Source organism: Clostridium sp. OF09-36 (assembly GCF_003481985.1).
Classification (GTDB): domain Bacteria; phylum Bacillota; class Clostridia; order Lachnospirales; family Lachnospiraceae; genus Brotaphodocola.
Map to the genome: position 1 here is coordinate 22,934 of NZ_QUMD01000026.1, position 25,138 is coordinate 48,071.

The window sequence follows — 25,138 nt, forward strand, 5'->3', positions numbered from 1 at the left end:
ATGATCTACTTGACGATCTCGCCCTTCGTTACTTTTGTCGTTACGGTGATGATGATCAGCAGAGCCAGACCTGTGATAACGTCCTGGATCGCGGTCGGAGCACCCATTGCGATAAAGCCGAAGAAGATGATATTGATTACGAACTCACCGATCACGATAGCCTGCAGCGGCATACCGTATTTCTTAAATGCCAGTCCAAAGAAGCAGCCCATGGTCGGAACGAAGTTACGGCTCATGGAGGCCATTCCGGTTACTGCTACCATGGAAGAACCATAGCTGATGGTCAGGACTGCCATGACGCCAAGGAAGGCGCCACTTAAGATGAATGCCAGAACCTTGTATTTATCTACATTGATACCCATGTTCTTGGCTACAAACTCGTTGCTGCCGATCGCGTAGGTGTATGTACCGATCTTGGTGTAATTTAAAAAGATGTACGCAACCACGCATGCTAACACTGCCAGGATAATGTTGCCCGGCATCTGGCCAAAGGCACGCAGGTTAGACGGAAGCGTCTGCTCCACACCGCCTGCGATATAGTTCGCAACAGACTCATAAATCAGCGCAAGACCCGTGGTTACGATCATAGACGGAATGTGAAGCTTAACATAGAAAACGCCGTTCAACAGACCAACGATGGAACCGGTCACGATACTTCCGATGATGAGTCCGGCATAGCCCATTCCGAATCTTGATGCGAACACGCAGCCAACGATTGCGGAAAGCATGATGTTTGCACCAATAGAGAAATCAAACATTCCCATAACCATGACGAAATAGAAGCCAACTGCACCGACTGTGGCAATCAGGCTGGCCTGGAAATAGCTCAGCATGTTAGCCGGTGAACCAAAGTTGCTAGGTGTCAGGATCTTAAAGATCAGCCAGGAAAGCACTACCAGACCAAACAGGATCAGATAGCCCTTCGCAGTTCCCGAAAGTTTTTTCTTTCCGGGTGTGTCAACAACAGAAGTACCCATATTTTTTACCTCGTTCTTATTTCATACTAAGACATGACGCCGGCATCGCCGCGCGATACCGGCCGTCTTAAGCCACTCAGCCTAAATGAATCTCGTGTAATTTATTTGCCTGCACGTGCAGCTGCATCCTCGATGGAGATCTTGGAAGCTGCCTCTTTCAGACCGTCAAGATCCAGCTCAGACATCTCAACCAGTTCCTCATCGGTGTAAGGAAGCTGATCTACGAAGTACTGCTCGTAAGCCTTGTAGTCATCTGCGGAAGATACATACAGATACGGGAACGGAACATCCTCGAACTTGCCTTCGAATCCGCTGTAGTTGCCCTTAATTGCGTTGTAAACCATCATGAAAGCGATAAGCGGGTCGCAGTAATGTCCGCCGGACTGGCCAGCCATGGAACCATTCTCAAGTCTCTCGCCAAGGTCCGGAAGGAAGTCGGTGGAAACGATATCGATATCCTGAACTTTGCCTGCACGCTCAACAGCTGCGATAGCACCCTGAAGCGGATCACCGCCGCCGCCTGCCGGGATCAGTGCATCAAGAGTAGGATCTGCAGACATTAAAGCCTCTGCTGCTTTGGAACCACCCTCAGAAGAAGTACCTGCGTACTGCGGCTCAGAAAGCTTAGCCTGATCATCCGGATGCTCTGCATTCCATTTCTCAACGCCTGCTTTGTAACCTTCCCATCTGCCTAACCAGGTAGCATCACCCTGCTCCCAGCCGATCAGGCCGATGTTTCTGTCACCCTTGTCTAAAAGGATCTGAACCAGCTTCTCGCCGTTCTCCGGCTCGTTCTCATGAACTGCACCGATGTAGTACGGAGACTGGGTTGCCATGTCGTAGATATCTGCGCTGTTATCCTTGCTGATTACACGGAAGAACTGTGCCAAATAAACCTTATTGTCATTTGCAGTCTTGATTGCAGAAGTCATCTCAGTATCAGAAGAGTTACAGATAATGATGCCCTGGCATCCTGCTGCAGCAAGCTGCTCTACAGAAGCGGTAACCTTCTCAGATACATGGCCCTGGTCAACATACTGAACCTGTACACCTAAAGCCTTTGCCGCCTCATCCAGGATCAGTTTACACTGGGAACCAAGAACATCGGTAGAAGACCAGATGGAAACACCGATCTTGATGTCCTTGTTGTCAATACCGGAGGTAGCTGCTGCCGCTGTGGTCTCAGCGCCGCCCTCTGCTTTAGACTCACCTGCCGGAGCTGCTGTGGTCGCACTGGATGATGCAGCACCGCCGCCGCATGCAGTCAGGCTGGCCAGCATCGCTGCTGCTGTCACTGTCGCTGTTGCTTTTTTGAAGACTTTCTTCATTTTGATTCCTCCCAACATTTTTATAGTTTTTGATTGTTTTCAACAACTCTCATGGCTTCATTATACGTTTTCCTGTCAAAATGTGCAATAGAATACAAGGTATTTTTTCTCAGAAGTTGTATTTTTTCTTGTGTAACTTTATCTAAAAATTGGCATTTCTAATGACACGTTTTATCAAGAGTATACATCTTATATCATTTCCCTTCACAATTTTCCCGTATTTTTTGTATATTTTTGTCAAAACATGTGCTATTTTCTTAACGTTCTTGCATCTTTTCAAATACAACTTTGAGTGTTTTTGAAAGCTGTATGGTATCGGGATAAATCCGATCTTGTCCGATTGTTCCTCTGCTTTTGTTTCCTCCGAGGAAGAATCTCCAGAACTGACATTTGAAATTGCTTTCGTCTCACCTGAACCAGATGAACCACATCCAACTTCCATACCAGAAAATAACAAAACTACCAACGCTACTGCAACCGTAACGGTGGGATTTTTTATAAGACGTAATTTGCTATGGAAAACAAAAAACAGCCTGTCTCCTTTTCTGGAAACAAGCTGTCTCTGTTTTATATAACCTTTTCTTTCATTACTTTCCTGCATCCTCAAAGCTCAGTCCCTCTGCCAGGGTCTGGCCGTCTGCCTTAATGGTGATGGTCTCTGCATTCATGTTCTCGCAGAAGGTGTTTGCCACTGCCTGCAGAACCTTCTCCTGGTTCTCAGACGGGAACTGGCTTAACTCCAGGGTTGCTTTTTCTGCCACAGTAGAATCTGCACTGACACCCGGTCCTGCTTCCGTACTGGCAACACTTTCTTCGGTAGTAAAGCTGACTGCTTGGTACCGTCATCCAGCACGCCATACTGGATCAGAAGATCGGTAAGGCTCTGTGCATCCAGGGTTTCTACAGAATCCATGGTGCCCTCGATCTTGCTGCCATCTTCACTGACACTATATACAGATACCATGGTAAGATCCGGTGCATCCTGATCGACCGGTCTGCCGGTTACCACACCCGGACCTGCATCCGCAGTGGTTTCTACGGCTTCTGTTTCCGGCTCCTTTACCTCGCCGGTCTTATTCTTCTCGGTGGTTGGTGTACATGCTGCTAATGATAAGATCATCATGCTCCCAGTAAGCCCATGACTAATTTCTTCATGATAATAAAGCCTCCTTGTGTATGTTATCCTTTTGCCTCGCGGAACCACAGATTTAGTTTGGCAAGGGCACTGACCAGACTCTCAGTCTCGGCAGAAGTTAAATCCTGCAAGATTGCATCGATCATGTCATGGTGAAACTTCTCGTGGTACTGATATGCATTCCGTCCTTTTTCAGACAACGAAATATAGACTACACGCCGGTCTTCCTTTCCTCGTTCCCGGGTCACGTAGCCTTTCTTTACCAGACTGTTCATGGCTATGGTCAGGGTTCCCACTGTCACAGAAAGCTCTTTCGCTATCGCAGACATGTTCTTGGGCTCTCCGATCCCGATTGCCTGAATCACATGCATATCGTTATTTGTAATATCCTGGAATTCATCCGTAATGATGGCCTTCTCCTCTAAGTCCATGACATCGCGGAACAATTTCACCAGGGCATCGTTTAATGTCGCGTAAGTATCCACTTTTCTCCCTCACTGCACACGAAGCCTGTCACTCCGCTCTTGATTATACATGATTTGCCCTCTTTCGACAACCGCGTTTTTCTTACGACATTGTGAAAGATTTGTGTTTTAGTTTTGTGTGATCCAGATACTGGCAGCAATTCCTGCTGCTGTCGCAATCAGTGCCCCGGGCACCGTATAACGAGTCCGCCGCACTTTCACACTTCCAAAGTAAATGCTCAGGCAATAAAACACGGTTTCTGTGCTGCTCATTAGTACCGATGCCGCCATGCCGATCCGGCTGTCAGGCCCATACTGCCGGAACAGATCCAGAAGAAGTCCCGTTGCCGCAGAGTTGGAAACCAGACGCACCAGAGTAATGGGCACCAGTTCCTGCGGAATATGGAGCAGTCCTGCTGCTCCGGCACAAACATCAGTCACGGCATCTAAAAGTCCGGAAGCACGCACCACACCAACTGCGCTCATGAGTCCGACCAGCGTTGGCAAAATCTCTGCCACGGTTTTCATCCCGCTTTTTGCGCCGTCCAGAAAATCATCGAATACCGGACGATGCGAGATCAGACCAAAGGCTACGACATAGCTGATCACAAACGGAAGCAGAATCTTAGAAATCCACAGGATCATGGACGTGTCACCTCTCTGACATTTCCGGCACCAGGAACACCTTTTTCAGGATTACGGCTTTCCATCATTCTCTTTCTACGCCTGCTCCTGTTTCGTTTTCTCAAATCCATGATCTTGCAGAAAACTACCGCAGTCAATGTAGAAACCGTCGTTGCCGCAAGCGCAGGACCAAGCACAGCCTCTGGCTGTTTTGATCCATACTGGCTCCGGTACGCGATCAGTGTAACCGGGATCAACTGCAGCGACGAAATATTTAAGATCAGGAATGTACACATGGAAGCTGTCGCAGTCCGTGCCTCATCCCGGATATCTGCTTCCATCTCCTGCATTGCCTTTAATCCGGCCGGTGTCGCAGCCATGCCAAGTCCCAGCATATTGGCTATGATGTTCACCGCAATGGGCTCTCTGGCCGGATGCTGCCGTTCAAGCTCCGGAAACAGAAAGTCCAACACCGGTGTCATGCGCTTCGCCAGCCAGCCAATGAGCCCAGATTGGCTTCCGATTTCCATAATGCCGCACCAAAACGACAGGATCCCAAGCATAGTAATACCCAGACTCACGGATTCTTTTGCAGAGTCCAGAAGAGCCTGGGTCACTTCATTCCATGTTCCATTGATTGCGCCCCACAGCATTCCGGCTAAGAGCATGCCGCCCCAGAGATAATTCAGCAAAGCCTTTTCACTTCCCATATGGTCATGACACTGCTGTTTCCTTTTTTGCTACCTTGATATTGCCTGGCAATTGCTCTTTCGGAAACGCAGCACCGTTTGCTCTAAATCTATGGAACTTCAATCTCATTTATGTCATACATGGAGCATTTTTTTATACTCCCCCAACCAAATCCTGCACCACAGCTTCGACCGTCTCGATCTTATCGGCACGGTATGCGTTGCTGCCACAGAATAAAAGAGCATCATTTAACGCACCCTCTGCTGCGTTAGACAGCGCTTTGGTAATGCAGTATGGGATGTTGGCCGGATCACAGTGCTCCAGGCACTGGTAGCAATGCGTGATCTTTGCCTTTTCCCCACGCTCTTTCATGGCAGTGATCTTCTCCAGGAACGGATTGACGATCGCACGGCCCGGCATTCCGACCGGACTCTGGGTGATCACGATGTCTTCTGCCTTCGCATCGATGTAGGCCTGCTTGTAGCTTTCCGGTGCATCGCACTCTTTGGTCGTGACAAAGCGCGTTGCCACTTGAACTGCATCAGCTCCAAGCTCCATGGCATGCTCTACGTCCTCGCGGGTGTAGATGCCGCCGGCGATGGCTACCGGGATATGCTGCTGGTATTTTTCCTCAAACTGTTTTACCACCTTCATGATGCCGCGGATCTCCGCATCATACAGATCCTGATGATAGGTGTGCGGCACATCGTTTGTATCCGCACCGTAGCGGCTCAAATCTTCTCTGGAAAATCCCAGATGTCCGCCTGCCAACGGTCCCTCGATCACCAGAAGATCCGGGATGCGTTTGTACTTGCGGTCCCACATCTTGCAGATGACCAGTGCGGATTTTGCGGTGGAAACGATCGGCGCGATTTTCGTCTTTGCCCCTTCCACAAGCTCCGGCAAAGAAACCGGAAGTCCGGCGCCGGAAATAATGATGTCTGCACCTGCCTTTACCGCTTCTTTCACATACTGGGCATAATTGCGGGTTGCCACCATAATATTAAATCCAATGATACCTTTCGGCGCGATCTCCCGTGCTTTTTTCAATTCTTCGCCAATGGCACGCAGATTTGCTTCCATCGGTGCTTTCAAAAACTCCGGATCCTTAAAACCGATCTGGGCAGTGGAGATAATGCCGATCCCTCCGGCTTTTGCCACTGCGCCTGCCAGGGAATGCAGGCTGATACCAACTCCCATACCGCCCTGGATGATCGGATATTTTGCTGTAAGATCACCGATTTTTAATGTTTTCATAATATTACCTCTTACATATTCCGGAATCTCTGGTAACGGGACTCGCGGATCTCCTCTTTGCTCTTGCCATCGTAACGTTCAAAAAATGCAGTCATGCCCTGTCTCATATCTTCTGCAAGCTGAGGCATGGTCTCAATGGAAGCCGGTTCCGGCTCCGGAATCACATGCTCGATCAGACCGCGCTCATAAAGGTCAGCTGCCGTGATTTTCATAACCCTTGCCGCATCCGGCGCTTTCTTACTGTCCTTCCAAAGAATGGACGCAAAGCCCTCCGGGGAAAGAATGGAATAGATCGCATTCTCCAGCATCCAGACCTCGTTGGCTACCGCCATGGCCAGTGCGCCGCCGCTTCCGCCTTCACCGATCACAATAGAAAGGACCGGAACCGTCAGTGCTGCCATCTCAAACAGGTTGCGGGCAATCGCCTCGCCCTGTCCGCGCTCTTCTGCCTCAATCCCGCAGAATGCGCCCGGAGTATCCACAAAACAGATGACCGGTCTGCCAAAGGTTTCCGCCTGCTTCATCAGGCGCAGTGCCTTCCGGTAGCCATCCGGGGACGGCATACCGAAATTCCGGTGGATGTTTTCTTTGGTGGTACGTCCTTTCTGCTGCCCGATAACCGTTACCGGCATGCCACGAAAGGTTGCAATTCCGCCAATGATGGCTCCGTCATCCCCAAAATACCGGTCTCCGTGAAATTCCATAAAATCATCAAACAGCGCATGAATATAATCCAGTGCGACCGGACGTGCCGCACTTCTGGAAAGCTGCACGGTATCCCAGGCATTTTTCCCACTTTGTTTCTGCTTTTCCAGATAGTTTTCCACAGAGTCGGCTTCTTTTTTCTGCCCTTCCTGTGGATGAACGGTCATCCCGGTCTTTTTGTGCATCCGCAGAATGTCTGCCAGCACATCGCGCTGGTTTTCACGGTCCACGATCTTATCAACGAAGCCGTGCTCCAGCAAAAACTCTGCTCTCTGGAATCCCTCCGGCAGCTTCTGGCCGATCGTCTGCTGAATGACACGCGGACCTGCAAATCCGATCAGCGCATTCGGCTCTGCCAGAATGATATCGCCCAGCATCGCAAAGCTTGCTGTCACACCACCGGTTGTCGGGTCTGTCAGTACGCTGACAAAAAGCTGGCCTGCCTCATGGTGTTTTTCCAGCGCTGCGGAGGTTTTCGCCATCTGCATCAGGGATACAATGCCTTCCTGCATTCTTGCGCCGCCGGAGCAGGCAAAGATAATGACCGGAAGCTTTTCCTTTGTCGCACGCTCTACCATGCGGGTAATTTTCTCACCGACTACATGTCCCATGCTGCTCATGATAAACCGCGCATCGCAGACACCAATGGCAGTCTCAAAGCCTTTGATGGTTCCCTTACCGGTTACGATAGCTTCCTGCAGACCGGTCTTCTCCTGGGCTGCCGCTACCTTCTTCTCATATCCCGGGAAATCCAGCGGATTGGAAAACTCCATTTCCTTATTCCACTCCTCAAAGCTTCCCTCATCAAGCAGCATCTCAATCCGGCGGTACGCATGCACACGGAAGTATCCGCCGCATTTCGGGCAAACGTACAGATTATTGCGAACATCCTCCACATAGATCGGCTGGCCGCACTTGTTACACTTTTTCCAGAGTCCCTCCGGGATGTTTGGCTCTTCCTCGCTTTTTCCCTTACGGTGGTGCGTATCGATCATGGTATATGTCTTTTTAAACATATTTCTAAGCATAAATGATTCTCCTTAATAGGCGTTGGGACTGGCGCAAAAGTGTCATATACCACTTCACGACAGCCCCATAAACATTATTTGCAGTATTCCGGGAACTGGTCCGGGATGAAGCCCGTATCGATCTTATGTCCATCCTGGTAAACCGGATTGCTTAAGATCTCAAACTGGAAATCCAGGTTGGTATCAATTCCCTCGATGATCAGCTCGCCCAGGGCGCTTCTCATCTTCGCAATGGCCTCGGCACGGTCTTTTCCATGTACGATCAGCTTCATCAGCATGGAATCGTAGTTGGCCGGAACCTTATAATCGTTGTAAATGTGCGTGTCCACACGAACTCCGTTTCCTCCCGGGATGTGGATGTTTGCAATCTTGCCCGGACACGGCATAAAATTCTTCGCCGGATTCTCTGCATTGATACGGCACTCGATCGCATGGCCCTGGATATGGATATCATCCTGCGTCACACTTAACGGTTCTCCTGCTGCCACACGGATCTGCTCCTTGATCAGGTCCAGACCGCTGACCAGCTCCGTCACCGGGTGCTCAACCTGGATTCGGGTGTTCATCTCCATAAAGTAGAAATTTTTATTTTTATCCAGCAGAAACTCAATGGTTCCTGCATTCTCATAGCCAACGGCTTTTGCTGCCCTGACTGCAGTTTCTCCCATCTTTTTGCGCAGCTCCTCAGAGATTGCGATCGAAGGGGATTCCTCCAGAACCTTCTGGTGGCGGCGCTGGATGGAACAGTCACGCTCGCCTAAATGCACCACATTGCCGTACTTATCTGCCATAATCTGGAATTCAATATGACGTGGATTTTCCACAAAACGCTCCAGATACATCGTGTCATCGGAGAAGCCTTCACAGACTCCATCTGGGCATTCTGGAAGTTCGCCTCGAAATCTTCCTCACTCAAGGACACACGCATGCCTTTCCCGCCGCCGCCGGAGGATGCCTTGATCATGACTGGAAAACCGATTTCTTTTGCCATTTTAAGTGCTTCCTCCACGGTATAGACCGGCTCTTTGCTTCCCGGGACAACCGGGACACCAGCCTCAACCATGGTCTTTCTTGCCGCAGATTTGTTTCCCATCTTGTTAATGATCTCTGCAGACGGTCCGATGAACGCAATATTGCATTTCTGGCATAATTCTGCAAACCGCGCATTCTCGGAAAGGAAACCAAAGCCCGGATGGATGGCCTCTGCTTTCATCGCTACCGTCGCTGCCAGAATGCGTTCCATATTCAAATAACTCTGACTGGATGCTGCCGGTCCGATGCAGATGGCCTCATCTGCCAGAAGTGTATGCAGACTGTCGCGGTCTGCTTCCGAGTATACTGCCACGGTCTTGATTCCCATCTCGCGGCAGGCCCGGATGATTCTCACCGCAATCTCGCCGCGGTTAGCGATTAAGATTTTATCAAACATTCCCGTACCTCTACTCTGTTTCTGTCACTGTCTGCCTTAAATATCCTTACTGGATCGCAAAGGTCAACTCTGCGGATACTGCTACCTTGCCCTCTGCATTGGTTGCAACGGCCTTGCCGACTCCGATCGGCCCTTTGCGCTTGATGATCTCACACTCCAGCTTTAACCTGTCGCCCGGCAGCACCATCTGCTTAAACTTCGCATTGTTGATCGCACCGAAGAATGCGGTCTTGCCCTTATTCTCCGGAAGACTTAAGATCGCTACGGCACCAACCTGTGCCAGAGCCTCGATCATCAGCACGCCCGGCATAACCGGCTGTCCCGGAAAATGGCCATTAAACTGCGGCTCGTTAAAGGTAACGGATTTATATCCAACCGCACGTACGCCCGGCTCCAGCTCATCGATAAAATCAATCAGTAAAAATGGATGTCTATGCGGAATGATCTCCTGAATTTCTTTGATTCCCAGTCTCATAATGTTCCTCCTACCGGATGCGGAACAGCGGCTGTCCGTACTCAACAACATCCTCGTTGTTTACCAGAACTGCCTCTACCACACCGTCATATTCGCTCTCGATCTCGTTCATCAGCTTCATAGCCTCAATGATGCCAAGCACCTGTCCCTTCTTTACGGTATCCCCCTCTTTGACAAATGCCTCTGCCTCCGGGGAAGCAGAAGAATAGAAGGTTCCTACCAGCGGAGAAGTTACAACCTTATCAGAACCAATGTCTAAAGTGCTTTCTTTCTTCTCCTCAGCAGGCTTTTCCGCTGCCTCAGGAGCGGCTGCAGGAGCCGCCGGAAGCGGCATCGGCATTGCACCCATCATCGGGGCTGCCGGCTGTGAGATCACAACCGGGGCAACCGGAGCCTGTGCCACGTTTTTCTTCTTTTTTTTCTTGAGGACCAGCTTCTGGTCACCCTCTTCATATACAAAACTGGTCAGGCCGTTATCGGAAACAGCCTGGATCAGTGTTACGATCTCATCAATCGTCATGGTCTACCTCCTAAAGACTTATGCCTCGAATTTCTTTACCAGCAGGGTTGCGTTGTGACCGCCAAATCCCAGGGAATTGGAGATCGCACAATTTACATCCATCTGTACGCCCTCGCCCTTGCAGTAGTCCAGATCGCACTCCGGATCATCCTTCTCAAGTCCTGCAGTTGCATGAACAAAGCCTTCCTGAATAGATTTTACACAGGTGATGAACTCAACACCGCCTGCTGCGCCCAGAAGATGTCCGATCATAGACTTGGTGGAATTGATCCTGGTCTTGTAAGCATGATCACCTAATGCCAGCTTGATCGCCTTGGTCTCAAATAAGTCATTGTGATGGGTGCTGGTGCCGTGTGCGTTGATGTAATCTACATCCTCCGGCTTCATGCCGGCATCTGCAATCGCCATCTCCATAGCCTTTGCCGCACCGCTTCCGTCCTCAGCCGGGGAAGTGATATGGTATGCATCGCCGGTTGCGCCATAGCCAGCCAGCTCTGCGTAGATCTTTGCCCCTCTTGCCTGTGCATGCTCTAAGGACTCCAGTACAACAACACCTGCACCCTCGCCCATGATGAAGCCGCCGCGCTCTGCATCAAACGGAATGGATGCGCGGGACGGATCTTCGGTTGTATTTAATGCAGTCAGGGCAGTAAAGCCTGCTACGCCGATCGGGGTGATACTTGCCTCTGCACCGCCTGCTACCATCACGTCTGCATCACCATACTGGATAGTACGGAATGCCTCACCAATGGAGTGGGTACCGGTCGCACATGCAGTTACCACGTTAATGCACTTGCCCTTCATGCCAAACTGAATGGAAACATTTCCTGCTGCCATGTTGCTGATCATCAGCGGAACCAAGAGCGGGTTCACACGGCCCGGGCCTTTGTCCAGAAGCTTTTTGTACTCGCGCTCTACGGACTGCAGGCTTCCGATACCGGAACCGATGCTCACGCCCACGCGGAACGGATCTTCCTGGCTCATATCAAGTCCTGCATCCTCCACTGCCTGTCTGGTTGCTGCAACTGCAAACTGGCAGAACTGCTCCATTCTCTTGGCTGCCTTCGGGTCCATGTACTGCTTCGGGTCGAAATTCTTCACCTCTGCTGCCAGCTTCGCCTTATAATCTGTGGTATCAAAATAAGTGATCGGGCCAATGCCGACTTTCTTTTCTTTTAAACTGTTCCAGAATTCTTCTACACTGTTTCCGATCGGGGTGATGGCACCCATGCCGGTTACTACTACTCGTCTGCTCATATCGATTCTCCTGTTATCTTCCTTTCAACATTACATAGCCATTCCGCCGTCGACACAGATGACCTGGCCTGTAATGTACTTTGCCGCATCGGATGCTAAAAATGCGACCAGATTTGCGACATCCTCTGTCTCACCGAATTTTTTCATCGGAATCTGTGCATTGATGTTTTCCTTAATGGTATCTGACAGCACATCCGTCATATCGGTTTTGATAAATCCCGGTGCGACTGCGTTGCAGGTAATGCCTCTGCTTGCCATTTCCCTTGCCACTGCCTTGGTCATACCGATCACGCCAGCTTTGGATGCGCTGTAGTTTACCTGGCCTGCATTTCCCATCACACCGGATACCGATGAGATGTTTACGATATGTCCGCTCTTCTGCTTTAACATCTGGCGGGAAATATGCTTAATGCAGTTGAACGCACCCTTTAAGTTGGTGTTTAAGACTGCGTCAAAATCTTCCTCGCTCATCTTCATCAGCAGGTTATCGCGGGTAATGCCGGCATTATTGACCAGAATGTCTACACGGCCATAGGTTTTCACCACATACTCCATCATCTCTGCTGCCTTGTCATACTCAGACACATTACACTGCAGGGCCTCTGCCTTGCCGCCCAGTGCCTCGATTTCTTTTACAGTCTCCTCTGCCTTTGCTGCAGATCCATTATAATTGACAACAACGGTTGCTCCCTTTGCTGCCAGAGTCTTTGCGATTTCTTTTCCGATGCCACGGCTTGCGCCGGTCACCACTGCGATCTTTCCAGTTAACATCCAAGTTCCTCCACAACTTTTGACACGTCATCCAGCTTCTCTATATTAAGAACCTTTACGGTTCTGTCGATCTTTCTCATAAATCCGCTCAGGGTCTTGCCCGGGCCGATCTCTACAAAGGTATCTACTCCGTCAGCCAGCATGGTACGCACACTCTGCTCCCATCTGACAGAGGAAGAAACCTGTCTGGTCAGAAGCGGTTTTACTTCCGCCGCATCTGTTACATACTGCGCGGTCACATTCGCCACATACGGAATCACCGGAGTATGAACCTCCACGTTTTCCAGTACCTCACCAAGCTTCTCACCGGCGCCGGTCAGCATGCGGGAATGGAATGGTCCGCTTACGTTTAACAGGATCGTGCGCTTTGCACCTGCTTCCTTTAACTTCTCACAGGCAGTTTCGACTGCCTCTTTTTTTCCGGAAATTACAATCTGTCCCGGGCAGTTATAATTTGCGATCTGTACGCCATCGATATCTGCAATGGTTTCTTCGATGGCTGCGGCATCCATAGCCAGGACAGCAGCCATAGCGCCCTGTCCTGCCGGAACTGCCTGCTGCATCAGGATGCCTCTCTGTCTTACCGTTGCAATGGCATCCTTCTCGCTCATAACGCCGGCAGCATAGAGTGCACAGTATTCACCCAGGCTAAGACCTGCTGTTACATCCGGCTTCACGCCCTTTTCTTCCAGCACCTTTGTCATGGCAATGCTGGTGGTTACCATCGCTGCCTGGGTATACTCTGTGATATCCAGACGGTCATTCTCCGTAAAGCAAAGCTCCGGAACGGAGAATCCCAGGATCTCGCTTGCCAGGTCAAAGGTCTCTTTTCCAGCCTTTGTCTGCTCATAGAAATCCTGTCCCATGCCGCACACCTGCGCGCCCTGTCCCGGGTAAATAAATGCGATCTTGCTCATCACTCTTGCTCCTTTATGCGTTCAAATACTTAATTTATTCCTACTTTATTTGCGGCCCAGAAGTGCCTCTGCCTGTGCCATCATCTCATCGATCATTTCCTTACAGGTCTGCTCCTTGGAAACCATACCTGCGATCTGTCCTGCCATCACGGTTCCATGCGCTACATCGCCCTCCTGGACTGCCTTGCGCAGCGTTCCAAGTGTCAGGTACTCCAGCTCCTCAAAGCTCTTTCCTTCGTTTTCCAGCTTTACATACTCTCTGGTCATCTGGTTTCTCAGGCAGCGGACCGGATGTCCATGGCTGCGTCCGGTTACGGTAGAATCGATATCCTTTGCCTTTAAGACGCGGTCTTTATAGTTCTGGTGGACAATACACTCTTTTGCTACTAGAAAACGGGTTCCCATCTGCACGGCCTCCGCACCCAGCATGAATGCTGCTGCAATGCCTCTGCCATCGCCGATACCGCCTGCTGCGATCACCGGAATGGAAACAGCGTCTACCACCTGCGGTACCAGTGTCATGGTGGTTGCCTCGCCGATATGTCCGCCGGACTCTGTGCCCTCTGCCACAACTGCATCTGCGCCGTAGCGCTCCATTCTCTTTGCCAGAGCTACGGATGCAACAACCGGGATGACCTTAATGCCTGCTGCCTTCCACATCTCCATATATTTTTCCGGGTTTCCGGCTCCGGTCGTAACGACCTTTACGCCTTCCTCCACAACGACCTTTGCTACCTCATCTGCGTAAGGGCTCATCAGCATCACATTGACACCAAACGGCTTGTCTGTTACAGCCTTTACCTCACGGATATAATTGCGGATGACCTCAGCCGGTGCATTTGCCCCGCCGATCAGTCCCAGACCGCCGGCAGCAGATACTGCAGCCGCCAGATGACTCTCTGCCACCCATGCCATGCCACCCTGAATGATCGGATACTCAATTCCCAAGAGCTCTGTAATTCTCGTTTTCATCTGATTCCTCCAACTAACTCTCTTAAAGAAAAGGGTGTAGGGCTTACGCCTCTACACCTTTCTCCTTCAGGTAATTCATAACGTCACCAACAGTCAGCAGGTTCTGCAGATCGTCAGACGGGATCTCTACGGAGTACTCATCCTCCAGAGCCATTACTAACTCGAACAGGTCCAGGGAATCCGCACCTAAATCCTCCTTGAAGGAAGAAGCCTCGGTGATGCTGTCTGCATCTACGCTTAACTGGTCTGCAATGATTTCTTTCATCTTCTCTAACATGATCTTAATCTCCTTTAATATGAAATTGTTATTTTTATTATTTGAAGGAACCGGATCTTGAGTCCGTACTCCATACTACCACTGTAACAAAACTGCGCCCCAGGTAAGACCGCCTCCAAAGCCTGCCAGCACCAGCTTGTCTCCCCGGTTTAATTTTCCTTCCCGGTTTAACTGGTCCAGCAGGATCGGTACCGTTGCACCCGACGTATTGCCATACCGGCCAATGTTCATCGGCACCTTATCAAGTGGCTGCTTCAGCCGCTTTGCAACAGCCTCACAGATCCGGTAATTCGCCTGGTGAAGAACAAAATAGCGGATGTCCTCAATTGCCGTCCCACTCTCGGAAAGCACCTGGTGGATACACTCCGGTACCTTCTTGACGGCAAATTTGAATACCTCCTGGCCATCCATATAGATATAGCCAAGCTCCGGTGTCTTTCCATTCAGGAAATTTCCCTCGCTGCGGGCCAGACAGGAAAGAACCATTCCTCTCGCCCCGTCTGATCCCATGACACTGTGAATGATGCCGGTTGTCTCATCTGCACGGATCACTGCTGCTCCGGCTCCATCTCCAAATAAAACACAGGTAGCCCGGTCACTCCAGTCTGTCAGCTTGCTCAAACAATCTGCACCGATGATCAGTCCGGTCTTGTAAACACCTGCCTGGATAAAGGCCTGGGCCGTGCTTAAAGCGATCTCAAAGCCAGAACAGGCCGCACTGATATCAAAAGCCATGGCATGAACTGCGCCGATCGCTGCCTGCACCTCGCAGGCTCCATTTGGGAAACAGTGGTCCGGTGAGGATGTTGCAAGCAGGATAAACTCGATTTCTTCTGCCGCAACCTTCGCATTTTCCAATGCATGTTTGGCTGCCCGGGATGCCAGAATGCTTGTTCCCTCTGTCTCAGCAATATGCCGCTCATGGATTCCCGTACGGCTGACGATCCACTCGTCACTGGTCTCCACAACCCCTGCCAATTCCTCATTCGTCACAATACGCTCCGGAACATAAGAACCGGTTCCAATAATTCTGCCTGTCATGTTCGTACCTGTTTCCTTTAGAAATTTGTATCACTGCGATATGTACAGCCTCAAATTTACTTTTATTTTCAAATGTTTTGATATTCAAAGTTTTTTGACGTTTTATATATTATAGAATAAAAAGAGTTTTGTCAAGCAATATTTCCCGACAAAACTCTTCCTAAAACTCTTATAAACCTTACACCGTTGTTTCCTGCTGGTCTTCCCTTAAAAGCTGCATCATCAAGACTACAACGTGCTTCCGGTCCTTGTTTAATGCTTCCCATTCATAAACCGGGAAATCTTTTGAGGTATTCTTCTCCGGATCATCCTCCACCAGGCTCAAAAATTCGGAGCACTTCATTCCGAATGCCTTGCTGATCTTAGTCAAAGTGTCGATGCTGACCGTGCTTCGCTTATTAAACATAGTTGTCAGAGTCGATTGCTTGATTCCGCTCAGCTGAGAAAGGCGGTAACGGCTGTATCCTCTCTGCTTCATCAGTTCTTCCATCTTCAGCAGTAACCTTTCGTTCTCCATGTCATATCTCCTTATCCTTTGAATACCTCTATCTTATTGGATTTAAGAGACATGCCATAGATTTAATATTTTGATAATGTAGGTCGTAAAATTGACATATATTGCATTTTTTGCCGTAAATCCGTTCTTTTCCTACGAATTTACGGCATATCTTTCAAATATCAATCCTTTTGTTCTGTCAGCATACGGTATACATCCCGCTTTGCGATCCCACGGTCCTTTGCCACCAGCTTCATGGCTTCCTTCCGGTCAATCCCCTGGGATAAATAAAGCTCCATATGCTCCGCAAGCTCCATCTCCTCCCAGGATTTCTGCTGCTCCGCCTTTAGCTGTCCAATACTCTTTCCTTCAATGACGATCACGCACTCCCCTTTTGGCTCCTCATGTTCATAGCGTTCAAGCGCCTCGCCAAAGGTAGTCCGGTAAGCCTCCTCATACTTCTTAGTCAGCTCGCGGCAGATCGTAATACGGCGGTCTGACCCCAGTGTGGCCGACAGCTCCTGAAGTGTACGCACCAGATGATGCGGTGCCTCATATACGATCATTGTGCGGGTTTCCGTTTTTAATTCCTCTAGGATCCACTGGCGTTCCTTCTTATCGACCGGAAGAAATGCCTCAAAGCAGAATCTTCTTGTTGCCAGCCCGGATATCGTCAGCGCTGTAATGCAGGCTGCAGGTCCGGGCAGGGAAGTCACCTCAATTCCGGCTTCATAGCACTGCTTTACCAGCTCCTCCCCAGGATCCGAAATTCCCGGGGTCCCCGCATCCGTCACCAGCGCAATGTTTACGCCCTGACGCATCTGTTCCACCAGATAACGTGCCTTATCGATCTTGTTATATTCATGATAGCTTGTCATCGGTGTTTTGATCCCGAAATGATTCAGCAGCTTAATGCTGTGTCTGGTATCTTCTGCCGCGATCAGATTGGCTTCTTTTAAGGTATTTAATACCCGCAGCGTGATATCATCCAGATTTCCGATCGGAGTTGCACAAAGATATAACTTACCTGCTGCCTTTTCCTGTTCCGCCATAATTTCCTCCTGATAGCCTCTGTTATCTAATATCCGTAAATGTCGTAGATTTCCTGTGTATACACACCCGGCTTCTGATAAACGATAACCGGCGCCTCCACCTTCATCATCGATCTGCCACCCCGCACAGCCTCGATCAGCACCATATTAGCATCCTTATCCGCAAACGGATGTACCAGCTTCATGCGTTTTGGCTCCAGCCTGTATGTCTTCAATGCCGTAATGATCTCCGCAAGCCGGTGGGGCCGGTGTACCATATAAAAACGTCCGCCGGATCTTAACAGCAGCGAAGCCTCCCTGCAGACATCGTCCAGCGTACAAAATACCTCATGCCGCGCAATAGCCTTTGGGAGATCCGGGTTTTTCAGTCCATGATTATCATTCATATAAGGCGGATTCGATGTAACCACATCAAAAGAAGCCTTGCCGAACAGCCGGCTGGCTTCCTTGATGTCGCCTCTCACAATGTCTACCCGGTCTTCCAGATGGTTCAGCCGCACACTCCTCTCTGCCATCTCCGCCACCTCTTTTTGGATCTCAAGGCCGGTAAAATGCTTTCCTTTTGTTTTTGCCTCCAATAAGATCGGGATGATTCCGGTCCCTGTGCCTAGGTCCACGGCCACTTCCCCTTCCTTTACCTGGGCAAAGCCAGATAAAAGCACTGCGTCCATACCGAAGCAAAAGCCCTTCTTTTTCTGGATGATGCGGTAACCGTTTCTCTGAAGATCATCGATCCGCTCATCCTCACCGCAGATCACATTATTCATTCAGCTTTGATTTTCCTTCCTTTTTCTCAAGTGCCTCCAGCTTTTTCAGCTCATGGTCTTCTGCCTGCTCCCCTTTGCCTTTCCGGCGGCGCGGTTTGAACTTCAGCTGTTCGACTTTATATTCCCGGATCTCTTTTTCATCCTTTTCAACCGTAACAACAACCTTAACTAACTGGCGCAGGACATTCACACTCTGTACCTCGCCCTTTAAGCCATCATCGGTTGTCACATAATCCCCTACACCCGGAAGCTTGCTGTTTAAATATTCATAGGTGTCTTCCTCATTCTTTAAGCAGCACATCAGACGGCCACAAACGCCAGAGATCTTGGTAGGGTTTAAGGACAGGTTCTGCTCCTTTGCCATCTTGATAGATACCGGAATAAATTCCGACAGATAAGAATGGCAGCAAAGCGGTCTTCCGCAGATCCCGATCCCACCCACGATCTTTGTCTCATCACGGACGCCTACCTGGCGCAGCTCGATCCTGGTCTTAAATACAGAAGCAAGATCCTTTACCAGCTCTCGGAAATCGATTCTTCCGTCTGCCGTAAAATAAAACAGGATCTTATTGTTATCGAAGGTATACTCTACATCGATCAGCTTCATCTCCAGCTTATGCTTGCGGATCTTTTCCTGACAGATTTTAAAAGCATCCTTTTCCTTTTTGCGGTTTGCTTCCTCGCGGGCAATATCCTCTTTATTTGCCATGCGAATCACCGCCTTTAACGGCTGCACAACCTTATTGTCCTCCACGTCCCGGTTTCCCAGCACTACATGGCCATACTCAATGCCACGGGCCGTTTCCACGATTACATGGTCCCCATTTTTAATTTCCAGCTTTCCCGGGGAAAAATAATAAATCTTTCCTGCCGTACGAAAGCGGACTCCGATTACTGTTACCATAATTTATCGATCTCCTATCTGTTTCAGTCTGATTCCATCTGACTAACCGTTTGATATTGTTCACGCGTTGCGCAAACGGTATCAACCGTTTTCCTTCATCACAAGAAGCATCAACTCCATCGCCAGCTCCATATTTACATTCGCATCCAGTCGGACGCGGGCTTTATCGATCGCCTGCAGGATTTTCTCCAGTCCCTCATAAGAGCACTTTTTGCTGACCTCGTTGATGCTGCTGTATTCATCCTTGAAGATCAGCTGGTTCATATCCTGTGCAACCTTGTAAATTAATACATCCCGGTACCAGAGCTGCATAAAATCCAGGCACTCATAAATATCCAGATTTTCCTCTTTCATTTTCCGGATATAATCCAGCAGCTCAGAAATGTCCATCTCCTTTATGTGCTTTAAAAGATGGAGCATCTCCCCATGCAGAAGCTTAAAGTCCTCCGAAGACGCCAGCGAAATTGCCTTTCCCAGATTTCCACGGGCAAAAGCCGCATAAATATCGGCATCCGCCTCTTCCACATGCAGATTGTCTGTCAAATACTTCTTCACGGTAAAATTCCGGAGCGGCTTTAATTTCAGCTGTACGCACCGCGACAGAATCGTTGGCAAGAATGCTTCCTGATTCGTTGTCAGCAGCAGGATCACCGCATAGGAAGGTGGCTCCTCAATGGTTTTTAAGAGCGCATTCTGCGCCTGCTGCGTCATCTTCTCTGCTTCGTCTACAATATATATTTTATAATAGCTGCTGTAAGGCCGGATCATGATCGTGTCATTGATCTGCCTGCGGATATCATCGACGCCGATCGTCCCTGACTTTTCATGGGATACATAGATCAGATCCGGATGGCTGCCGCTCAAAACCTGTCTGCAGGCATGGCACTCCATGCAGGGCTCACTCTTTCCCCTCTCACACAGAAGCGTAAGTGCGAAGGCATTCGCTAACGATTTCCGGCCCATTCCCGCCTCTCCTGTAAGGATATAGGCATGGGATACCTTGTTATATTCGATAGCTTTCTGAAAATGCTCTTTTATCTGTTCATGGCCGATAATCTCTTGAAAATTCAACATAGCAGTCACCTCACAATCTTCGTAACGTTTCTATGAACCCAAAGCTATAGCAGCGATCCGCCTTTGCATTAATCCGTTACGTAATATCATTCAAAAGTATAGCATACTTTCGCCTTCCAGCCAATGCTTCCTATTCCAAATCAGCAAAATCTGCTGCCAGAACTGTATCATGCGGGATTTTCAGTCGCATTTCACCATATCCTTCCAGATCCGCGCTGCAACCTGTTCCACACAGCTTTCCAGATCCTGGTTTTCAAACGCCTCCTTCACACCGAGCGCCGCCAGACGCTCCGGTGCAAAATCTGCCTCATCTGCCAGAAATCTCCTGCACAGCTCCGCATATTTCGGCTCCTTCTGCTGCCGTTCCCGCAAAAGTGCACGCTCCAGACGCACACCGTCATCTACTGTAATATACAGCGGGATCAGCACTTCCTTCCCGTAATAATTCCTCAGCTTTTCATAAGAATCCAGGGTTCCGATCACCAGATAATCCTTGTTTGCCAGATCAATCTGTCCATCATCCACGGTTGCATAGCTCCAGGGGCCATACACCGTCTGGTAAGTCCGTACTTCGATCACCTTTCCATCTCGCTGCATTGATTCCAAGTGAAGACCGTCGATGAAATGATACTCAACTCCCTCCTGTTCCCCATCCCGCATAGGCCGCGTGGTATAAAGGACCAAAGTCTGCAGCTGCGGGTATAAGCTATGCAGCTTTTTATAAATGCTATCCTTTCCCGATGCACTCTTTCCCATCAGATAAAAGATTTTTCCCATCCTGTTTTCCTCCTGACTCCTGTACTTTCTGCGATCTTTGTATTCCCTGCAATTTCCGTAGTTTCTGTTCTTCCAGTAACCTTCCATTCTTCCAAGCCATTTCGCTATTCCAAGTCATTCCGGTCTTCCAAACTACTCTGCTTTTCCTTCACAACCAGCAGATGCTCCGTTTTCCTGTCTTCCAGCCCCTGAACCGGCAGCCCAAGCTCACGGTCCTTCAGAACCTGCCCGATGATTTCCCGGTTCATCCGCTCTCCCGGCGTGATGATCGGAATTCCCGGCGGATACAGATAGATAAATTCCCCGGATATCCTGCCTGCCGATTCTTCCAGACACACCCGCTCCAATGGTGCATTGGCAGCTTCTGCAGGCGTCATGCAGATTTTCCCTTTCGGAATTTGGGACGCTGCACAGTTTCCAGCCTTATTCCGCTCCAGCTCCCGGTCGATCGCAAGCAATGCTTCTGTCAGACGCTTCAGGTGCTCCTCACTATCCAGAAAAGTCAGGATCGCCACAGCATAATCTGCCCCGCACATCTCCATTTCAATTGCAAAATCCCGGCGCAGACACTCATTCAGTTCCTCTCCCGTCATTTGGTTCTGACAGGAAATGACCAGCTTTGACTCATCCACATCAAAGATCCCGTAGCGTCCTGCTTCCTCTCTGCTTAGAAGCTTCAGGCTCTGCAGCTGCCCCAGCCATTTTCTGACTTCAAAAATCCTCTGGGCAAATTTCTCCATATATTGTCTTCCATGCTGCTCCATATCAAAAATACATTGCTCGATCGCCGCCATGAACACATAAGAAGGGCTGCTGCTCTGATACATCTGGAGACATTGCTCCAGACGTCTCCGGCTGACTCTGTTTCCCTGCATATGCAGCAGTGCTGTCTGCGTCAGACTCGGTAACGTCTTATGAAGGCTCTGTATCACCAGATCTGCCCCACACTGCAAAGCCGACACCGGAAAATGCCCGGCCCCAAAGGGAAAATGTGCACCATGGGCTTCATCTACGATAAGTGGAATATCATGCGCGTGCACGGCCTCTGCAATCGCACGGATGTCAGAAACTACACCATCGTAGGTCGGCGATACGATCAGAACCCCACGGATCTGCGGGTGCTCCCTCAGCTTCTTTTCCACATCCTCCGGGGTAATCCCACCCTGTATCCCCAAATGACCGATAATTTGTGGATAAACATATTCCGGCTTCAGAGAATTGAGGATAAGTCCATGATACACCGATTTATGGCAATTGCGGCTCACCAGAATCGTCTCACCGGGATGCATCACCGCCCCGATGGCACTTAAGATTCCGCAACTGCTTCCATTTACCAGATAATACGTATGGTCTGCACCATATACCCCGGCCGCCCATTCCATGGAAGCTTTTAAAATTCCTTCCGGATGATGCAGGTTGTCAAACCCGTCTATTTCTGTGATATCAATGGAAAAAGGATTCGGAAAATCCCGCAGGATTTCAAAATCCATCTGGCGCTTATGTCCAGGCATATGAAACGCTGCTGTCTGGGTCGCACAGTAGCGCTTTAAACGTTCTCTCAGTAATTCTTCTTCTCTCATCAATTTCTATTCTATCCTTATTTTTTGCATAAGTGATTGTAACATAGAACACCTTTACATTCCAATCCATTTTCATTATAATCAAGAAGCAGGTCCACACATGTATGAACAGAGCAATAAATGATTGCTCAATTGCGAAGGAAGGCGCAGCCATAGTTCACACATATATGAACCGCAACGAAACAGCAACACAGGGATACCATAAAAAGTAGAAAAGAGATGAATTGCTTTGCGGCAAATGGAATTTAAAATGGAACGCCAGGGTCTGGTGAAAATCGGAGATGTAGTCGATGTCACTGAGCGTGAAGGCTTCAATTACAGCTATATCATTGAGCCGGCTGTAGCCATGTCAGGCTGTTACAAATCCCGTGACCGGCTCAAATCCAAACAAGGCGTGATCAAGGATATTCAGGAAAACTCCCGCGGATTCTATGTAATTGCGGAATTTGACGAATAAAAAACTTTACGCTTCGTGTATGCACCTGCTGAGGAAATACCCAGGCATTGAAGACAGCAGCACGGTTTCTGCCAGATGCAGCATACAGATGTACATGGCAAAAACAGGGTTGTGGCGGAAGATTAGTCTTCCATCACAACCCTGTTTTTATCTGGGATCACAAGAACCCTGCGCCACATCGGGATCGGATTCTCTCCCTTTTTCCAATAACAGTCTTCCCAGTAGCAATATACCTGGCCGTCCTGCATCATAACCAATTTCACACGGTCATTGCCAGTAGTTTCCTGCGCTTTCCGAAGTTCTTCATCATCCAGATAACTCATCTGCCCTGAACGGGAGATCACAGCGATCACACCATAACTGCTCTTCCAGTTCTCAGGACTATAGTTTCCGTATATCTGGTTTCCCTCTTCCGAATAGTACATCTGCCAGATGCGTCCCTGATATCGCTTGTGCAATTCTTCCACCTCGGCATCCGGGTCTGTCAGGGAAAGCCTGAACAGCTGGCTGTATTGCTTGCCCCGTTCTTTTCCTTTCATCCAGGCACTATAATAAACCCAGTCTCCCACGATACAGAAGCTGTCAATGGATTTCCCCATGGATTCAAAAAGCGTTTCATTTCCGCCTTTCTTGCAAAAGATTGCCTGTCCTTTTCCATCCTCCTGATCCTTCAGATAATACTCAGATGCTCCCACTTCATGAGCCGCCGCTATCACATCCTCGATACGGTTTCCGGACATCTTAAAAATACGGTCCCCATACTGGTATTTTCCCTCAACATCCGTCTGGAGGTTTCTTCCCAGCGTATCATACAGATAGATTTCTTCATTTTCCACAGCTGCATAGGTACCTATCTGACGCGTCGCAAAAGAAGCCTCAACACTGATCCTCTGTACTGATCCATATTGCATGATATAAATTCCATCTTCCCAAAATGTAAAATTATCGACATCCTGGGCAATGACCTCTATTTCCTGATCATTATCTGCACGATACAGCGTATGGTAGAGGGATGGATGTACCTTTGCCAGCTGACTGTCCTTCCGTTCCGGGCATGGCAGATAATAGGTCCAGCCATCACGTGTCTGGATTTCCTCGTTATAGTCATGTTCTCCTGCCAGACTGCTTTCCTCCAGCGGCACCGTGTACAAAATCTGGCCTGCCGCCGATAAGACAACCGCTTTATCCCCCAGCTGGATCTCGGTATTTTCATTCTGTGCTTCTGTCTCCTCCGTCTGATGAAAGGTTTTATCAAACGGAGCCTGTAAAAGATCAAACTGATGCTTTACCTTATAAATCCCGGCAATAGCCAGAAGCAGGGCTGCAGCCAGAAGCGCCAGTGACCAGATTCTTTTTCTGGGAGAATCCTCTGGTTCTTCCGCATGTTCTCCATCCCCATCTACGATTCCAAGGCGATCTTCTATTTCAAGAAGCAGCGAAGCTTCATCCAGATTTGTCAGATTCTCCTTTTTGGCTTCCTTTGACTGCATCTTCTCTTCGGCATAGGAAGCCTCAATCATTTCCCGCGTTGCTTCCAGACGCGTCTCAGCCAGAAAATCAGATCTCTTTAGCAGCCAGTCGACCGGGCTCTTTTCCTTCTGCAGCTGTTCTCCCCGCTGGTAAGCCTCCATATAAACCTGGACCAGAAGCTCTCTTGCTTTCTCTTCCTGTCCAAAAACTAGTTTTGCATGGCGGTACAAGGATTTGTACGTCAGAATATACAGATTCTCAAATTCGTGGATCCAGTTACTTTGTTCTGACATTTTCTGTGTTTTGGTTTTGGTTCCATTCATTCCATCGTTTCCTCTTTCATCGGAGCCCAGTGATACAAACATTTTGAAGATAATTTGAAGATATTATCTTCCCTATGAGAGCTATTTTATCATACAATAGCTGATTACAAAAGCACTTTTTCTGTGCCTTAATTGTCTGGAGATACCTCTCAGCTGAAACAAAAAATGGCTTAAATCCAAGGTTTTTCAAGGATTTAAGCCATTTTCAAAGATGAGCGTGCGGGGATTCGAACCCCGGACAACTTGATTAAAAGTCAAGTGCTCTACCGACTGAGCTACACGCCCGTATGCCTTGGACCGGAATCGAACCAGTGACACGAGGATTTTCAGTCCTCTGCTCTACCAACTGAGCTACCAAGGCAAAAATTGCG

27 protein-coding genes, 2 tRNA genes and 1 pseudogene are annotated in these 25,138 nt (G+C 49.2%); 1 reads left to right on the forward strand and 29 read right to left on the reverse strand.

The window, feature by feature from the left end; genetic code table 11:
- Window positions 1-5: 5 nt before the first annotated feature.
- The 26 genes and pseudogenes from DXA97_RS15775 to DXA97_RS15890 form a co-directional block, all read right to left on the reverse strand.
- A complete protein-coding gene (locus DXA97_RS15775) occupies window positions 6-977 on the reverse strand; it encodes an ABC transporter permease (RefSeq protein ID WP_118721034.1) in 972 nt (323 codons plus the stop codon).
- Between the two features lie 101 nt (window positions 978-1,078).
- A complete protein-coding gene (locus DXA97_RS15780) occupies window positions 1,079-2,305 on the reverse strand; it encodes a sugar ABC transporter substrate-binding protein (protein WP_118721035.1) in 1,227 nt (408 codons plus the stop codon).
- Between the two features lie 142 nt (window positions 2,306-2,447).
- Window positions 2,448-2,912, reverse strand: coding sequence for a hypothetical protein (locus DXA97_RS15785; protein ID WP_147355585.1), 465 nt, complete (start codon window positions 2,910-2,912; stop codon window positions 2,448-2,450).
- Entirely contained in the window at window positions 2,893-3,066 is a 174-nt protein-coding gene (locus tag DXA97_RS20320; RefSeq protein WP_182436930.1) for a hypothetical protein, read from the reverse strand. Before DXA97_RS20320 ends, DXA97_RS15785 begins: the two co-directional genes overlap by 20 nt.
- Complete coding sequence (locus tag DXA97_RS20325) at window positions 3,039-3,428, reverse strand: hypothetical protein (RefSeq protein ID WP_182436931.1); 390 nt, start codon at window positions 3,426-3,428, stop codon at window positions 3,039-3,041. The genes DXA97_RS20320 and DXA97_RS20325 overlap by 28 nt, the downstream gene beginning before the upstream one ends.
- Before the next feature lie 56 nt (window positions 3,429-3,484).
- On the reverse strand, window positions 3,485-3,925 hold the full coding sequence (locus DXA97_RS15790; RefSeq protein ID WP_243032266.1) for a MarR family transcriptional regulator: 441 nt from the start codon (window positions 3,923-3,925) through the stop codon (window positions 3,485-3,487).
- 108 nt (window positions 3,926-4,033) lie between these two features.
- The gene (locus DXA97_RS15795) at window positions 4,034-4,549 is read right to left on the reverse strand and encodes a spore maturation protein (protein WP_118721037.1); all 516 of its coding nucleotides are present in this window, start codon (window positions 4,547-4,549) and stop codon (window positions 4,034-4,036) included.
- Window positions 4,546-5,238, reverse strand: coding sequence for a nucleoside recognition domain-containing protein (locus DXA97_RS15800; protein ID WP_347561659.1), 693 nt, complete (start codon window positions 5,236-5,238; stop codon window positions 4,546-4,548). The genes DXA97_RS15795 and DXA97_RS15800 overlap by 4 nt, the downstream gene beginning before the upstream one ends.
- 133 nt (window positions 5,239-5,371) lie before the next feature.
- A complete protein-coding gene (locus DXA97_RS15805) occupies window positions 5,372-6,475 on the reverse strand; it encodes a nitronate monooxygenase family protein (protein ID WP_118721038.1) in 1,104 nt (367 codons plus the stop codon).
- Between the two features lie 11 nt (window positions 6,476-6,486).
- Complete coding sequence (locus DXA97_RS15810; RefSeq protein WP_118721039.1) at window positions 6,487-8,208, reverse strand: acetyl-CoA carboxylase carboxyltransferase subunit alpha; 1,722 nt, start codon at window positions 8,206-8,208, stop codon at window positions 6,487-6,489.
- 74 nt (window positions 8,209-8,282) lie between these two features.
- A pseudogene (locus DXA97_RS15815) lies at window positions 8,283-9,637 on the reverse strand (acetyl-CoA carboxylase biotin carboxylase subunit).
- Between the two features lie 46 nt (window positions 9,638-9,683).
- Complete coding sequence (fabZ, locus tag DXA97_RS15820) at window positions 9,684-10,112, reverse strand: 3-hydroxyacyl-ACP dehydratase FabZ (protein ID WP_118544124.1); 429 nt, start codon at window positions 10,110-10,112, stop codon at window positions 9,684-9,686.
- Between the two features lie 10 nt (window positions 10,113-10,122).
- Window positions 10,123-10,632: an acetyl-CoA carboxylase biotin carboxyl carrier protein gene (accB, locus tag DXA97_RS15825; RefSeq protein ID WP_118544123.1), complete on the reverse strand. Its 510-nt coding sequence runs from the start codon at window positions 10,630-10,632 to the stop codon at window positions 10,123-10,125.
- Window positions 10,633-10,650: 18 nt separating this feature from the next.
- Window positions 10,651-11,889, reverse strand: coding sequence for a beta-ketoacyl-ACP synthase II (gene fabF / locus DXA97_RS15830; RefSeq protein WP_118721040.1), 1,239 nt, complete (start codon window positions 11,887-11,889; stop codon window positions 10,651-10,653).
- Between the two features lie 30 nt (window positions 11,890-11,919).
- Entirely contained in the window at window positions 11,920-12,660 is a 741-nt protein-coding gene (gene fabG / locus DXA97_RS15835) for a 3-oxoacyl-[acyl-carrier-protein] reductase (RefSeq protein WP_118544121.1), read from the reverse strand.
- Window positions 12,654-13,577, reverse strand: coding sequence for an ACP S-malonyltransferase (fabD, locus tag DXA97_RS15840; RefSeq protein ID WP_118721041.1), 924 nt, complete (start codon window positions 13,575-13,577; stop codon window positions 12,654-12,656). Before fabD ends, fabG begins: the two co-directional genes overlap by 7 nt.
- A 45-nt stretch (window positions 13,578-13,622) precedes the next feature.
- A complete protein-coding gene (fabK, locus tag DXA97_RS15845) occupies window positions 13,623-14,549 on the reverse strand; it encodes an enoyl-[acyl-carrier-protein] reductase FabK (RefSeq protein WP_118721042.1) in 927 nt (308 codons plus the stop codon).
- 43 nt (window positions 14,550-14,592) lie between these two features.
- A complete protein-coding gene (gene acpP, locus DXA97_RS15850; protein WP_118533698.1) occupies window positions 14,593-14,826 on the reverse strand; it encodes an acyl carrier protein in 234 nt (77 codons plus the stop codon).
- A 75-nt stretch (window positions 14,827-14,901) separates the two neighbouring features.
- On the reverse strand, window positions 14,902-15,867 hold the full coding sequence (locus DXA97_RS15855; RefSeq protein WP_118721043.1) for a beta-ketoacyl-ACP synthase III: 966 nt from the start codon (window positions 15,865-15,867) through the stop codon (window positions 14,902-14,904).
- A 178-nt stretch (window positions 15,868-16,045) separates the two neighbouring features.
- On the reverse strand, window positions 16,046-16,384 hold the full coding sequence (locus DXA97_RS15860; protein WP_118721044.1) for a helix-turn-helix transcriptional regulator: 339 nt from the start codon (window positions 16,382-16,384) through the stop codon (window positions 16,046-16,048).
- Window positions 16,385-16,545: 161 nt separating this feature from the next.
- On the reverse strand, window positions 16,546-17,415 hold the full coding sequence (rsmI, locus tag DXA97_RS15865) for a 16S rRNA (cytidine(1402)-2'-O)-methyltransferase (protein WP_118721045.1): 870 nt from the start codon (window positions 17,413-17,415) through the stop codon (window positions 16,546-16,548).
- 26 nt (window positions 17,416-17,441) lie between these two features.
- The gene (locus DXA97_RS15870) at window positions 17,442-18,182 is read right to left on the reverse strand and encodes a tRNA1(Val) (adenine(37)-N6)-methyltransferase (protein WP_118721046.1); all 741 of its coding nucleotides are present in this window, start codon (window positions 18,180-18,182) and stop codon (window positions 17,442-17,444) included.
- Window positions 18,175-19,086: a stage 0 sporulation family protein gene (locus tag DXA97_RS15875; RefSeq protein ID WP_118721047.1), complete on the reverse strand. Its 912-nt coding sequence runs from the start codon at window positions 19,084-19,086 to the stop codon at window positions 18,175-18,177. The genes DXA97_RS15870 and DXA97_RS15875 overlap by 8 nt, the downstream gene beginning before the upstream one ends.
- Before the next feature lie 81 nt (window positions 19,087-19,167).
- A complete protein-coding gene (gene holB / locus DXA97_RS15880; protein WP_118721048.1) occupies window positions 19,168-20,160 on the reverse strand; it encodes a DNA polymerase III subunit delta' in 993 nt (330 codons plus the stop codon).
- A 180-nt stretch (window positions 20,161-20,340) separates the two neighbouring features.
- A complete protein-coding gene (locus DXA97_RS15885) occupies window positions 20,341-20,937 on the reverse strand; it encodes a guanylate kinase (protein ID WP_118721055.1) in 597 nt (198 codons plus the stop codon).
- Window positions 20,938-21,041: 104 nt separating this feature from the next.
- The gene (locus DXA97_RS15890; RefSeq protein WP_118721049.1) at window positions 21,042-22,517 is read right to left on the reverse strand and encodes an aminotransferase class I/II-fold pyridoxal phosphate-dependent enzyme; all 1,476 of its coding nucleotides are present in this window, start codon (window positions 22,515-22,517) and stop codon (window positions 21,042-21,044) included.
- Between the two features lie 229 nt (window positions 22,518-22,746).
- Here DXA97_RS15890 and DXA97_RS15895 point away from each other — a divergent pair, with 229 nt between their 5' ends.
- Window positions 22,747-22,974: a hypothetical protein gene (locus DXA97_RS15895; protein WP_118721050.1), complete on the forward strand. Its 228-nt coding sequence runs from the start codon at window positions 22,747-22,749 to the stop codon at window positions 22,972-22,974.
- A 122-nt stretch (window positions 22,975-23,096) separates the two neighbouring features.
- Here the strand turns inward: DXA97_RS15895 and DXA97_RS15900 are convergent, their stop codons facing one another.
- The 3 genes from DXA97_RS15900 to DXA97_RS15910 form a co-directional block, all read right to left on the reverse strand.
- Window positions 23,097-24,767 (reverse strand): hypothetical protein, encoded by a 1,671-nt coding sequence (locus DXA97_RS15900; protein WP_118721051.1) that lies wholly within the window; start codon window positions 24,765-24,767, stop codon window positions 23,097-23,099.
- A gap of 212 nt (window positions 24,768-24,979) precedes the next feature.
- Window positions 24,980-25,052 (reverse strand) — tRNA-Lys (locus DXA97_RS15905).
- Between the two features lie 3 nt (window positions 25,053-25,055).
- Window positions 25,056-25,128, reverse strand: a tRNA-Phe gene (locus DXA97_RS15910).
- Between the last annotated feature and the right edge of the window lie 10 nt (window positions 25,129-25,138).